Source organism: Novosphingobium nitrogenifigens DSM 19370 (genome assembly GCF_000192575.1).
Classification (GTDB): Bacteria; Pseudomonadota; Alphaproteobacteria; order Sphingomonadales; family Sphingomonadaceae; genus Novosphingobium; species Novosphingobium nitrogenifigens.
In genome coordinates this window covers 1-13,336 of record NZ_GL876933.1, presented here as the reverse complement: position 1 = coordinate 13,336, position 13,336 = coordinate 1, and the positions used below count along the sequence as shown (strand labels likewise).

The window sequence follows — 13,336 nt, the reverse complement described above, 5'->3', positions numbered from 1 at the left end:
GGGGCGATTCCGGCATTCGGTCCGGCATTTGGCGACGCGCCTTGCGCTGGTACTGACTCTTCTCGTCGCTCCCGCTTTTGCGGCGACGGCCACGACAGCGGCCTTGTCGCGCAGCGACTGGCTGCCGATTTCGGCATTCTGCCACGCCACCACCCCAATTCCTTCCGCAGCGCACGATCACGATCTGCCGCAGCGCGTCGCTTGTTCGGGCAGCCCCGCCGGATACCAGCACGGCAGCCTGTGGCTGAGCGGCGATGCGCACCTGTTTCAGGGCGGACGAACCGCGCCGGTCCTGATGGTGCATTCGACGCGGTTCGATCGCCTGCTCGTCGGGTTCCGCCATGCAAACGGCGTCACCGAGTGGCAGGATGTCCGCAGTGGTGATTTCGGGACGCATTGGCGCGTGGGCGGGCAGATGATCTTTGCTCCGGCAAACTTCGAATCGCCGCTCTCCGGGATCGTCCTGCGCTTTGACCGCCTCGCGAGTACGGGCGTTCTGCGCCTTCGTGTGGTCGAGGCGAGCGCCGCCGAAGGCCAGATTTCGGCTCTGTCGACTTTGACCGGTGCCGGATTGATGCTCTTGCTGATCGGGGCGCTTTACCACTTCGCGATGGCTGTTTCGACGCGACGGATGTTTTTCGCGTTGCAAGGAACGTGGGCCACGCTGATGGCGGTGTGGGGACTGGTCTGGTCGCAGCTCCATCTTTTCGTCTTTCCCGGAATGGCCGGGACAGTCTCGTCGCAGGCCGGGACGCTCATTGCCGGGCTTGCGATGATGCTCGCCGCGCTCAGCCTTTCGGCGTCGCTCGAACCGGAACAAGTGCCGCGCTGGCTACGTCGGCTATCGATTGCGCTGGCTCTCGGGGTGGGGACGCTCGCGGTGCCGCTGGGCCTGTTGCGTGCGGGCAATCTCGATGCCTTGGCCACGGTCGAGGGTGTCCTCTTTCTGCTGATGGTCTTGTCGATCATGGCATCGATGGCGGTTGCCTGGCGCCGGGGAAGTGCGGGCGCGCGGACCATGCTCGGGGCTTGGTCGGTGCCCTTGCTGGTCATGTGCACGTCCGGTTTCTTCGACCTCGGCGACATCCTGTGGGGCGGTGGGGCGCAGATGCTGGTGATTCTGGCTTCGGCCTGGCAGACCGTGTGGGTCGCGCTTTCGGCGACGCGGCGCTTTGCGGCCCTGCGCCTTGAACGTGATCGCGCGTTGCTGGCCGAAGCGGCCGCCAATGAACAGGCTCGGCGCGATCCCTTGACCGGGCTTGCCAACCGGCGCGGCTTTCTCGAAACGATCGCGCCCTGCTTCGACCACGTCGCGCCGTCCGGTCCCGACGATAGCGGAGAAGGCAGGGTTGCCCTGTTGCTGATCGACATCGACAGCTTCAAGGCGATCAACGATACTTACGGTCATGACGCGGGCGATGCGGTTCTGGTCGCGATCGCCCAGCGTCTCGCCCGATGGACGTCTCCGACGCAGAGCGTCGCGCGGCTCGGTGGCGAGGAATTCGCGCTGCTCGTCACCGGCATGGGGCGCTTTGCGCTTGTCAATTTTGCCGAGAGCATCCGCCTCGGCATCGCGGCCTGCGACCACCGTGCGGCGCAAGTGCCGATCCGCGTGACCGCCAGCATCGGCGTCGCTCTGGCAAAGGCCGGAGACGATTTTACGCGCCTCTATCGCGCGGCCGACGCGGCGCTTTATGCCGCCAAGAGTGCGGGGCGCGACCGCGTCGTCTTTGCCGACGACGGCGGGGAAGGGCCGCCGGACCTTCTCCCGGCCTCAAGGGCGAACGGCACGGATGGCGTGCCGTTCTTCCCTCGTCGCGAAGTTCACTGAGCCGATACGCCGGGTGACCTGAGTGAAGGCTTTCAGCCCTGCTGGAGGTCCGACAGGAAGGCATCGTGCGTCATCGGCAGCGAGAACATCGGGAAGTTCTTTTCGACGGCGAGGCGCTGTTCTTCTTGCGACAGCGTGGCGGTGCAGTCGGTCAGGGTGACGACGCGGAACCCGCGTTCGTAGGCCGATCGCATGGTCGATTCGACACAGCAGTTGGTGAGGAAGCCTGCAAGAGCCACCGTGACGATCCCGCGCTGGCGCAGGATGAAATCGAGATTGGTACTGGCAAAGCAGTCGAGACCGCGCTTGCCCTCGATCACCACGTCGCCTTCCTGCGGGGCAAGGCCGTCGACGATGGCCGCGCCCCAGCTACCGCGCTTGAAGGCGCCCGCGGCCTTGACCCCGGCAAGGATGCCATAGCTTTCACTGGCGATTTCCGGGTAGCCGTCCGCAAAGGAAATCGCGGCATGCATGATGGTCACGCCCGCTTCCCGCGCCTTGGCCACGAGGTCGCAGGTATTGGCGAGCATGCCCGTGCTTTCCATCACGCCTTTCACTGCGTCATGCTGAACCCCGCCGGGCGTGGTGAAATCGTTCTGGAACTCGATCAGGACCAGGGCTGTGGAGGATGCTTGCACGACCGTTACTCCGCAAAGGAATGGGCTTCTTGCGCCTGTTGAAGCCACTGGGCGCTGACATGCAAGGAATAATCTGCCCCTGCGGCGAGGCTTCCTTCAGAGGAGTTCGGGATGAGGCCGTGCGCGTTGGGGCGAACGCTTCGGGGCGGGGGGAGTTATCCGCAAAGGTTTGACAAAGAGGAAATCGAATCGCCTCCGTCCAATCAAATGTTAACCATTGTGGAGCACTTCTTCCGTTGAAATACGGAAGGGCCAGCAATGCGGTCGGATGCGGCGAATCTCCTGAGCAGACTGGGGCAGGGCAAGTTCAAGTACCAGGAGTTCCGCGACAATTTCGCGGACATGGAACTCTGGCCCTTGTTCGAGGCACTGATCCGCGATCCCAGGATTTCGGGCACGGACGAGGACTCGCGGAGCCTTTTCACCGACGATCCGGCGCAAGGGCGGGACACCGGAACTCCCACGATCCCCCATGCAGAACCGGTCCGGGTGGCTGGTCTTTTCGGCGGATACGGCGCGCAAGCATCTGCCTCGCCGCCCGCCACGGCCCCGCGTCGTCCGCAGGATGATGTCCGCTCGCTACTCAAGCGGCTGAACGACCAGGTTGCGGCGGGAGAACTCTGATGCCGCTGATCCTGTGCCATTCGCCCAAGGGCGGTGTGGGAACGAGCTTCATTGCCGCCGGTCTGGCGCAAGGGCTGTCGCAACTGGGGCGCGAAGTCGTCCTGCTGGACATGACCGCACAAGGGGGCGTGAAGCATTACTTCGGGCTTTCCCCCGATCATCCGCTGCCCGATCTCGAAGACGACGTGATCGATCAGGTCGCCGTCGGCGGGGTCTCGCTGCGGTCCGGGCGTCGCGCCAGCGCGCAGGAGGATTTCGCCGAAGCCCTGCGTTCTGGCGATCTGCCTTTCGACGGGGAGACGTTCTATATCGCGGACGTCGCCTCAGGCGATTTTGCGCTCGCGCGCCTGCTGCAGCGTCATGCGCGTCTCCATGTCTGTGCCTTGCTTCCGGCGGCGATGTCGCTGGCGCTCTTGCCGCAAGTCAGTCCGGGGCGGCGTCTCGATACGCTCGACCGTACGGTCTTCGTTCTCAACCAGCTTGACGAGACGCGTCGCTTTGCCCGCCATGCCGCGCTGTTCCTGCGCGAATTGCTGGGCGACAATTTGATCGCCCAGATCCATCGGGACGAAGCGGTGAACGAGGCGGTCGGGATGCAGCAGACGCTGGCACGCTATGCTCCGGCCAGTCTTGCGCTGGCCGATGTCAGGAAGCTGGCGGGGATCGTGGACGTGCTTACCCGGCAGGAGCCCGCCGTTCGGGATGAAATCGGCAGTGATGGCGGACCGACAGGGGAGGGCGACAATCGCGGGTCCTCTTCGAGATCCTCTGCGTCCAGCGAGGCGGCGTGATGTCCGCCTGGCGCGCCATGGCGTCGCGCACGGGCGCCTTCTTTGTCCTGTTGCCGCTGATCGTGCTGACAATCACCGTTCCGCTCAATTTCAAGGAACAGTGGCAATTCGCGGGCGTCACCGTGCTCGGCGCGATGCTGCTCAGCCGACGGCCGGGACGCAAGGTGACGGTGACGGTCGGTCTGCTCTCGCTGCTGGTCTCCACCCGCTATATGTTCTGGCGCACGACCCAGACGCTTTCCTTCGGCACGCCGCTCGAATTCCTGCTCGGATCGACGCTCTACCTTGCCGAACTCTATGCCTGGGTGATCCTGTTCCTCGGGTTCATCCAGATGAGCTGGCCGCTCGACCGTCCGGTGATCGAGATCGAGGGCGAGCCCGAGAACTGGCCGACGGTCGATGTCTATATCCCGACGTATAACGAAAGCCTCGCAATCGTGCGCAACACGGTCTTTGCGGCGATGGACATGGACTATCCGGCGGGCCGTTTCCGCGTCTTCATTCTCGACGACGGACGCCGTCCGGAATTCCGGGCTTTCGCGCGTGCGGCCGGGTGCGGCTACATCACCCGCGACAACAATCTCCATGCCAAGGCGGGCAATCTCAACGCCGCGATGAAGAAGACCGATGGCGAGCTGATCGCCATCTTCGACTGCGACCACGTGCCCACGCGCGCCTTTCTGCAACTGACCGTTGGCTGGTTCCAGAAGGACAAGCGCCTCGCGGTGCTGCAGACGCCGCACTATTTCTATTCGCCCGACCCGGTTCAGCGCAACCTGGCGACGGTCAAGGACATGCCCGGCGAAGGCGAGCTGTTCTACGGCCCGGTGCAGGAAGGCAACGACCTGTGGAACGCGACGTTCTTCTGCGGGTCTTGCGCGATCATCCGTCGCGAAGCCTTGATGGAAACCAACGGCTTTGCCGGGGAAACCGTCACCGAGGACGCGCATACCGCGCTCAAGCTGCAGCGCACGGGCTGGAACACGGCCTATATCAATGCGCGTCTGTCGGCGGGGCTCGCGACCGAACGTCTCGTCCTTCACATCGGTCAGCGCATTCGCTGGGCACGCGGGATGACGCAGATCCTGCGCATCGACAATCCGCTCTTCGGGCCCGGCCTCAGCTGGCAGCAGCGGCTTTGCTACCTCAATGCCATGCTGCACTTTCAGTTTCCCTTGCCGCGCATCGTCTTCCTGACCAGCCCGATGGCCTATCTGCTGTTCGGGCAGAACATCATTCACGCTTCGGCCACGCAGATCTTTTCCTATGCCCTGCCGCACCTGTTCTGTGCGGCCGCGGCGAGCAAGCGCCAGCACAAGGGCGATCGCCGCCCGTTCTGGGGGGAAGTCTATGAGACGATCCTCGCGTTCCATCTGGTCAAGCCGACGGTCATGACCTGGTTCCAGCCGCGCAAGGGCAAGTTCAACGTGACCGACAAGGGCGACCTGCTCGATCAGACGTTCTTCGACTGGGCGATCGTGCAGCCGCACCTGATCTGCATCGGGCTCATCGCGGGATCGGTCCTGCTGGGCTTCGTGAAGCTGATCTTCTTTCCGCAGATGTTCAACATCCAGCTCGACTCGCTGGCGCTCAACACCGCCTGGGCGACGTTCAGCCTGATCATCCTGCTCGCGGCCGTTTCGGTGGCGCGCGAATCCCGGCAGGCGCGACAGGACCTGCGCATTCCCGCCGAATTGCCGGTGAACGTCTATCTCGCCTCTGGCCATGTCGTCGCGGGAAAGACCTTCAACGTCTCGATGGGGGGCGCGGCCATCGTCCTGCCCGCCGAAGTCACCGCCAAGGACTTGCAGGTCACGCATATCGCTCTGGCGATGGGCGACGAAGTGCTCTCCCTGCCTGTGGACACCGTGCGCGCGCAGGGGGGCAGGGCCTATCTCCGGTTCAAGCCGCTCGACATGATGGCCTCGCGCCAACTCGTGCGTGCGGTCATGGGACGCGCTGACGCCTGGCAGTTGGAGGCACCGCATCCGGTCGTGTCCGGTACCAGCTCTCTTGCCGATATCGTGAAAGTGGACATGGTGACGATGAAGCGCATCCTGCGTCTGAATTTCGCCGAACGCAGGCAGATGCGCGCGCAGCGTGCCGAAGCCCAGAAGAAAGCGCAGGAAGCCCAAGAGGCCGAAGCGGCGCGAACCACCTCGGTCGAAAGCGAACAGGCCAAGGCGCCCTCGCGCAAGGCGCTCTTTGCCAAAGTTGCCGCCGTCGCGCTTGTGGCCGTCGGATTGGGCATCATGGTCCAGCCCGATCCTGTGCAGGCCCAGTCGGTCGCGGCAAGCCCCGCCACGACGCCCACGGGCGCGCCGATGGTGCGGGCGGCGGCGGGCGCATCCGCGCTCGGCGCACGCCACCTCCACCTTTCGCTCAAGGATCTGCGGATCAAGACGCCGATCCGCCTTGCCGGGACTCACGGGGAAATCGGCATTCCCTTCGGCATGCGACAAAGCGATGTCGTGACCGATGCCGTGCTGACGCTTCATCTCGCATGGTCGCCCGCGCTGCTGGGCGATGTCAGCCAGCTTGTTGTGCTGGTGAACGGCGAAGTGGCACAGACGATCCCGCTGCGCCCCGGCGATTCCGGTGGACAGGAATTGAAGATCCCGGTCAATCCGGCGCTGTTCCTGCCCGGCGACAACCAGCTCAACTTGCGCCTGATCGGCCATTATGCCCGCGATTGCGAAGACCCCTTCCACTCATCGCTCTGGGCTAATGTCAGCAACACGCAAAGCTGGCTCGATCTGACGGTCCAGCCCACGGCGCAGACGCTCGACCTTGCCCGGCTGCCGGGGCCGTTCTTCGACCGCTTCGACAACGCGGCGCTCAGCCTGCCCTTCGTCTTTGCAGGGAAACCCAGCCACGGCGATCTTTCGGCGGCGGCCTCGATGGCGTCGTGGTTCGGCAGCCTCGCTTCCTATCGCGGTTTCGGGTTCAAGCCGATGGTGGGGCAGTTGCCGATGGGCAATGCCGTCGTCTTCTTGCGCAGCGGCTCGGTCCTGCCGGGGATCGATGTCCCGGTGACGGGGCCTGCCGCGACGCTCGTGCGCAATCCGCTCGATCCGACGGGTACCTTGCTGGTCATCACCGGGCGCAACGACGATGAAATCCGCCTTGCCGCCGGGGCGCTTGCCACAGGGCGCGGCGTCGCGGGCGGCGCGCGCATGGCCTATGATGGCATGCGCGTGCCGACTTACCCGCGGTATGGCGCGCCGCGCTGGATCACCACCGATCGTCCGGTCCGGCTGGGCGAGATCATGGCGCCTTATGCGCTTCAGGGCATGGGCCTGCCGCCCGGCCCGCTTTCGGCCCGTTTCCGGGTCGCACCCGATCTCTTCTTCTGGCCGCGCGAAGGCGGGACGCTCGACCTGCGCTATCGTTATCCCACGGCCACCTGGCTCGACCGCAAGGCCTCGCGCCTCGACGTCTCGCTCAACGGACAGTTCCTGCGCACGCTGCCGCTTGCAGAAGGCTGGTGGCAATGGCTGTGGGGCGGCAACGCGGCACAGAGCACGGACTCGCGCGCGAATGTCGTCCTCCCCCGCTATGACATGTTCGGTCAGAACGAACTGGTCTTCGACTACAACCTGATCATTGCCGACAAGAAGAAGTGCACCGGCACGCTGCCCGACAATGTGCGCGTTGCGCTCGATCCTAACAGCACGATCGATCTGACGCAGGCCTGGCATGCGATCGCGATGCCCAATCTCGCGACGTTCGCCGGGGCGGGCTATCCCTTCACCGTGCGTCCCGACCTTGCCGAAACGACCGTGGTCATGGACGCCAATCCGGGCATGGACGTGATCGAGGCTTTCCTCGACCTGATGGGGCGGATGGGGGACGCGACCGGCGTGCCCACCACCGGTGTGACGGTTGTCAGCGATATCGACGCCGACCGGCTTCAGGAACAGGACATCCTCGTCATCGGCAGTTCCGCTCTGGCGGGAACGGGGGCGCTGTTCGGCGACGCCCCGGTGCGTTTCCTCAACGGGGCCCTGCGGGTCAAGGAACGCTCGCCGCTCCAATATGTCGAGGCGCTGTTCGGCGGCTCGTCATGGGAAAGCGGCAGCGATGAAGCGCAGAGCATGGTCTATGCGGCGAAGGGCTTCTCCGGGATCGTCTCGTTCCAGTCGCCCTTTACGCATGGCCGCACCGTGGTTGCGCTGCTCGCCGACCAGACCTCGACCCTGCCTTCGCTGGTCGACGGGCTCAACGACGACAAGGTCAATGCCCAGGTCCAGGGCGATCTCTCGGTCGCCACCGGCGACGGGATGAGCAGCTTTTCGATCATGCCGACTTATTGGGTGGGCGACCTGCCGTTCTGGATGAAGATCGCCTTCTGGTTCAGCCGTCATCCCCTGCTCATGGCGATGAGCGGCCTGCTGGTGGCCATGGTGCTGAGCGGACCGGTCTATCTCTACTTCCGCATGCAGGCGCGCCGCCGCCTGGCCGATGCAGGAGACGACAAGTGACGCATGCGAGCGGGAAGGCCGCCCTGCGGCGGCGCAAGGCGGGAACGGCGGCGTTGCTTCTGCTCGGGGTGAGCGCGGGAGCGATGTGGCCCACCTGTGCCATGGCGGAAAACCCGGCGGTAAAGGCTCTCTTGCAGCAGGCCCGCTATTGGCAGTCGAAAGGGCGCGGCGATCTTGCCGATCAGGCCTTGCGCCGGGCGCAGGCGATCGATCCTGACAATGCCGAGGTCAAGCGCGCGCAGGCAGGGGGTCCGGCTCCGCAGGTAAAGACCGCTCCGCAAGCAAAGGCGCCTCCGCAGGCATCCACCCGTTCGAAGGCGCCCGCCCCGCGCCGGGAAAAGGCCGCTTCAGCCAATGCCGATACAGGCGGGCAGGCGCGTGTCGCCGGTTTCGCCGCGCTTCAGGCAAACGACCTCGCCACGGCCAATCGCCAGTTCGAAAGCGCTTTTGCGCGCAATCACCGCGATGCCGATGCACTCGGCGGGCTCGGGCTGGTGGCGCTCAAGCAAGGCAATTTCGCCAAGGCGCGGGAGTACCTCGAACAATCCTCGCGGCTGGGCGACGCGGCGAAATGGGCCGAGGCGCTGGCTTCGGCGAAATACTATGCCGGGCTTGGCGACGCGCAAAATCTCGCCGCGCGCGGGCAGCTTGCCGATGCGCAGAAGATGGCAGAGGATCTGGTCCGCACCGGCGGCGCCAGGAACGAGACGGCGCTGGAACTTCTCGCCGACATCTACGATCGCCAGGGACGCTATGCCGATGCCGCCGACCTCTATCGGCAGGCAAGCACGCATGGGAAGGAAGGCGACAAGCGCCTCGCCAGTCGAGCCGCGCGTGGCCGGGCTCTGGCCGCTGCGGGGCGGGGCGATGACATCGCTGCCGAACAGGAATTCCAGCAGGGGCTCATGCTGGATACCGAAGACCCTTGGATCCGCTATGAATTCGCGCGTTTCATGATCAAGCGCGGGCGCGTTGCGGAAGCGGAATCGCTCATTCAGGCACTGTCGTCCTCGACCGATCCCGATGCACTCTATGCCGCCGCGATGGTGGACAGCGATCTTGGCCGCATCGCTGCCGCCGAGGCGCTGATCCAGCGTATTCCTGAAATCTATCAGACCCAGCCCATGCGCGCCTTCGCCGTGGGGCTGAAGACCGATACCGCGATTGCCCGCGCCAAGACCTTGGCCGCAGGCGGACGCAAGGGAGAAGCCGCCGCCGCACTGCGCCAATTGGGACAGACGCGCGGGCTGCCCGCCGCACGACAGGCCGCTATCGCCGATGCATTGTACGAGATGGGCGATACGACGGATGCGGCAACGCTGGCGCAACAGGCACTCGCGGGATCGATTACTGATCTTGGCGGGTATGAAGCGATCATTCGCGTCGCCACCAAGACCGGGCGCGACGATCTGGCCCAGACAGCATTCCAGCGGGCGACGCAGCTTGCCGGTGCATCGAGCGACGGACAGGCCGCATTGACCCGGATCGGCGCGGGCATGGCCGCGTCCCAGGCCGACCGCCTGCGTCTGCAGGGCCAATATGCCCAGGCTTTCGACGTGTTGCAGCAGGCATGGGGGAGCGCGCCCGACAATGCCGAGATCCTTGCCGGGCTCGCCCGTCTCTATCAGGCGGGCAACATGCCTGCGCGCGCGGCCCAGACGTTCCAGATCATCCTGGCCCGCACGCCCCGCGATCGCGAGGCGCTGGGCGGGCTGATGGAAACCGCACAGGCGGCGGGGGATCGCGGGCTGTCGCAACAGGCGCAGGCGCGCTTGCTTCAGGCCTATCCGGACAATTACGAGGTCTATCTCTCGGTCGCCCGGACCGAACAGGCGCGCGGCAATGTCGGAGCGGCCACGAAGTACCTCAAGCTGGCACGGGAACTTTACAGCCGCCAGATGACGGCGCCCGGCCTTGGCGGAAATCCCTTTGCCGGCACGGGAACGGGGCTTGGGACCAATCCGTTCCGCAACATGGCTGCCGCGCCCGCGCCGCAACCGGTCAACCCGTTCAGTCTGGGCGGCGGCACGCGGCTGCCCGCAACGACGGGGATGGCCTTCGACGCCGGCAATGGCGGCGCCCAGACAGGCTTTGCACCTCAGGGCGGCGGAGCGGTGATGGCACAAGGGGGCGTACAGGGCGTCGCACTGGGCGCGGGGCAGGCCGGACCATGGAATGCACCGACCACTCCGACCGGTCAGTTCGGAGGACAGGCCGTGGGCGGCTGGGGTGCGGGTGCCGCGCCTTCTCCCAGCCCGACACCGGCGGCGAGCTCGGTGCCCGTCGATCCGGTTCTGGCCCAGATCCAGACCGACATCGCCAACCTGTCGCAGGACAGCGGTCCGCGCGGCGAAGTGCATGCCGCCTATCGTGCCCGCTCGGGCGAGACGGGGCTTTCGGAACTGCGCGAAGTGAAAGGCACGGCGGAACTTTCGACCGGGCTCGGCGGCGGACGCGTCTATGTCCGGGGCGATGCCACGGTTATCGATGCCGGGCGTCCGACCGGATCGGGGCTTGCCCGGTTCGGTCGCAATGCCACGATCGAGGCGCAGGCGATCGTCGACAAGGTCGCCTCGGCGTTGAAGCAGGCCGATACCCAGCGCAAGTCGGGCGTCGCGATCTCGGCCGGATATGCGGACAAACTGGTGCAGGTCGAAGGCGGCGTGACGCCGTTGGGCTTCGGCAACAACAAGGCGACATGGCGCGCGGCGATCACGCCGCAACTGGCGCAGAACGTGTCCGCTCGCGCATGGTTCGAACGCAAGCCGGTGACCGACAGCGTGGTTTCCTATGCAGGGACCCGCGATCCGGTAACCGGGGAATTCTGGGGCCGGGTCATGCGCACCGGCGGCGGCGTCGGTGTCTCCATCGATCACGACGGCAGCGGCGTCTATGGCGATGTGGCCTACAATCACTACGCCGGGCTCAATGTGCTCTCGAACCACAATGTCGAGGCCAATCTGGGCGGTTACCTGCGCGTGCGACACACCGTGCATTCAAACCTGACGGCCGGGCTGAACATCAATTACCAGACCTACGGCAACAACCAGAACTTCTTCACCTATGGTCAGGGCGGCTATTTCAGCCCGCAAAGCTTCCTCAGCCTCGGTTTCCCGATCAACTACACTTACGAAAGCCCGAAGGTCGACATCAAGGGATCGTTCACGCCCGGTTTCCAGAGCTTCTCGCAAGACAAGGTCAACCTCTACACCACCGACCCGACGGCGCAGGCGACGCTCGATGGGCTCAAGGCCGAGGACAGCGACGTGCGCAACTACTACGACAGCCTCAGCAAGACCGGTTTTGCGCTCTCGGCCGAGGGATCGGCCTATTATCGCGTCACGTCGTCGACCCGTATCGGCGGGGAAATCAGTTACAACACGTTTGGCAACTATGATGAGTTCCGCTCGATGTTGGGCATCCGACAAACCCTGGGCAGCACCAAATGAAGATGGAATCGCTCATGTCGGCCCGTGAACGGGCTGCCTCGTCCGCGTTCGGCCACGGTCTCGCGATCCTGACCGCCATGACTGCTGCGGAAATCTTCACGCAGGCCAGTGCGGAGCAGGCCCACGGGTTCTATCTGGCGACAGGGCGTCGGCTGGCAACGATCGTCGATCTGACCGATGTGCAGGAACTCGATGATCTGGCTGCACGGGCCAATGCGCTGTGGAGCGGCTGCGGTTTGGGGCATGTCGAGTTCGAGGCCGTCGACACCGGCATCCGCATCCTCCATCGCGGCGCGCCCGCTGCTCTGGACGGTGATCGTGCGGGTCATTGGGCACAGCTCCTGCCCGCTCTTCTGGTCGGGGCCTATGATACCTGGTTTCGCCAGCTCGGAAGCGGACCGGCACTCACCACCCGTATCCTGCGCGAAGGCGGCGATACGATCGAACTGCACCACGGCGGTTGATTGCTCATGATGTTTGACAGGCGTTTTGTCGTCGCGGGGCTGTTTTCGGTCATGGCCATGGCCTGCACGCGCCCGGGCGTCAGCCGCGAGGAAGGGGCGGACAGCTTCTGGACGCTGTTCCGCAACCAGTTCGTCGATGCTTCCGGCCGCGTGATCGATTCCGGCAACGGCGGGATCAGCCATAGCGAAGGGCAGGGCTATGGCCTGCTATTGGCTGTGCTCGGCGGAGACCGTTCGGCCTTTCAGGCCATCCTCAACTGGACGGAAGCCAACCTGGCGCGGCAGGACGTCGCGCTGTTCTCGTGGAAATACGATCCTCGGCTGCCCAATCCCGTGTCCGATCCCAACAACGCCACCGATGGCGACCTCTTGATCGGATGGGCGCTGGCGGAAGCCGCGCGCCGTTGGGGAGGCGACGCCTGGGCCAGTCGGTCGAGAAGTATCCGCACTGCCATTCGCCAGCAACTGGTGGTCGAGCGGTATGATCGCCATTTGCTGCTGCCGGGCCGCACCGGCTTTTTCACCAGCGAAGCGATCACGCTCAATCCGGCCTATTTCGTCTGGCCCGCGCTGGATGCCTTTGCGGCGCTCGATGGCGATGCCGTCTGGGGGGCAATTCTCTCCGACGCGGAAAAGATTGTCCGAGAAGCGCGCTTCGGACCTTTACAGCTTCCTTGTGACTGGATCGACGTTGGCGCGGGTGGAAAGATCGTCCCGGCAAAGGGGCGTCCTGCCCGCTTCGGTTTTGATGCCATCCGCGTGCCGCTCTATGCCGTTGCGGGACGGCGGGCCTCGCTGGTGCAGCCCATCGCCGATTTCTGGCGCAGCAATGGCGCCGGCCAGATCCGCCCCCCGGCATGGATCGACGTCGTGACCGGTGAAAAGGCCCCCTATCCGCTGTCAGCAGGCGGCATGGCGGTTGTGCGCAAGACGCTCGGGCTTGCTCCTCCGCCCGAAGCTCTCGACACGGATTATTATTCCGCCGCGCTGCAGGCCCTCAGCCGCGCCCTTTAAGGGCTGATTCTGTGCATAAGTGGTGATTCTGTGCCGCTTCT

At 65.0% G+C, this 13,336-nt stretch carries 8 protein-coding genes; 7 read left to right on the top strand and 1 reads right to left on the bottom strand.

Annotated elements, in window-relative coordinates:
- The first annotated feature begins 28 nt into the window (after nucleotides 1-28).
- Nucleotides 29-1,831, top strand: a complete 1,803-nt coding sequence (locus Y88_RS10110) for a GGDEF domain-containing protein (RefSeq protein ID WP_008068841.1) — start codon at nucleotides 29-31, stop codon at nucleotides 1,829-1,831.
- A 32-nt stretch (nucleotides 1,832-1,863) separates the two neighbouring features.
- Here the strand turns inward: Y88_RS10110 and Y88_RS10105 are convergent, their stop codons facing one another.
- Nucleotides 1,864-2,469 (bottom strand): cysteine hydrolase, encoded by a 606-nt coding sequence (locus Y88_RS10105; RefSeq protein ID WP_008068840.1) that lies wholly within the window; start codon nucleotides 2,467-2,469, stop codon nucleotides 1,864-1,866.
- Between the two features lie 258 nt (nucleotides 2,470-2,727).
- Here Y88_RS10105 and Y88_RS10100 point away from each other — a divergent pair, with 258 nt between their 5' ends.
- The 6 genes from Y88_RS10100 to Y88_RS10075 are packed head-to-tail and all read left to right on the top strand — an operon-like array spanning nucleotide 2,728 to nucleotide 13,295.
- On the top strand, nucleotides 2,728-3,093 hold the full coding sequence (locus tag Y88_RS10100) for a hypothetical protein (protein WP_008068839.1): 366 nt from the start codon (nucleotides 2,728-2,730) through the stop codon (nucleotides 3,091-3,093).
- Entirely contained in the window at nucleotides 3,093-3,884 is a 792-nt protein-coding gene (locus Y88_RS10095; protein WP_008068838.1) for a cellulose synthase operon protein YhjQ/BcsQ, read from the top strand. Before Y88_RS10100 ends, Y88_RS10095 begins: the two co-directional genes overlap by 1 nt.
- Nucleotides 3,884-8,368 (top strand): UDP-forming cellulose synthase catalytic subunit, encoded by a 4,485-nt coding sequence (bcsA, locus tag Y88_RS10090; RefSeq protein WP_008068837.1) that lies wholly within the window; start codon nucleotides 3,884-3,886, stop codon nucleotides 8,366-8,368. Before Y88_RS10095 ends, bcsA begins: the two co-directional genes overlap by 1 nt.
- A complete protein-coding gene (locus tag Y88_RS10085) occupies nucleotides 8,365-11,817 on the top strand; it encodes a cellulose biosynthesis protein BcsC (RefSeq protein WP_008068830.1) in 3,453 nt (1,150 codons plus the stop codon). Before bcsA ends, Y88_RS10085 begins: the two co-directional genes overlap by 4 nt.
- Nucleotides 11,814-12,281, top strand: a complete 468-nt coding sequence (gene bcsD / locus Y88_RS10080) for a cellulose biosynthesis protein BcsD (protein WP_008068828.1) — start codon at nucleotides 11,814-11,816, stop codon at nucleotides 12,279-12,281. Before Y88_RS10085 ends, bcsD begins: the two co-directional genes overlap by 4 nt.
- A 6-nt stretch (nucleotides 12,282-12,287) precedes the next feature.
- Complete coding sequence (locus tag Y88_RS10075) at nucleotides 12,288-13,295, top strand: glycosyl hydrolase family 8 (protein WP_018075644.1); 1,008 nt, start codon at nucleotides 12,288-12,290, stop codon at nucleotides 13,293-13,295.
- Nucleotides 13,296-13,336 lie beyond the last annotated feature (41 nt).

Excerpts from the sequence above, each read along its gene's own strand:
- bcsD (WP_008068828.1), top strand. The coding sequence starts at position 11,814 with ATGAAGATGGAATCGCTCATGTCGGCCCGTGAACGGGCTGCCTCGTCC.
- Y88_RS10095 (WP_008068838.1), top strand. The coding sequence starts at position 3,093 with ATGCCGCTGATCCTGTGCCATTCGCCCAAGGGCGGTGTGGGAACGAGC.
- Y88_RS10075 (WP_018075644.1), top strand. The coding sequence starts at position 12,288 with ATGATGTTTGACAGGCGTTTTGTCGTCGCGGGGCTGTTTTCGGTCATG.
- Y88_RS10100 (WP_008068839.1), top strand. The coding sequence starts at position 2,728 with ATGCGGTCGGATGCGGCGAATCTCCTGAGCAGACTGGGGCAGGGCAAG.
- bcsA (WP_008068837.1), top strand. The coding sequence starts at position 3,884 with ATGTCCGCCTGGCGCGCCATGGCGTCGCGCACGGGCGCCTTCTTTGTC.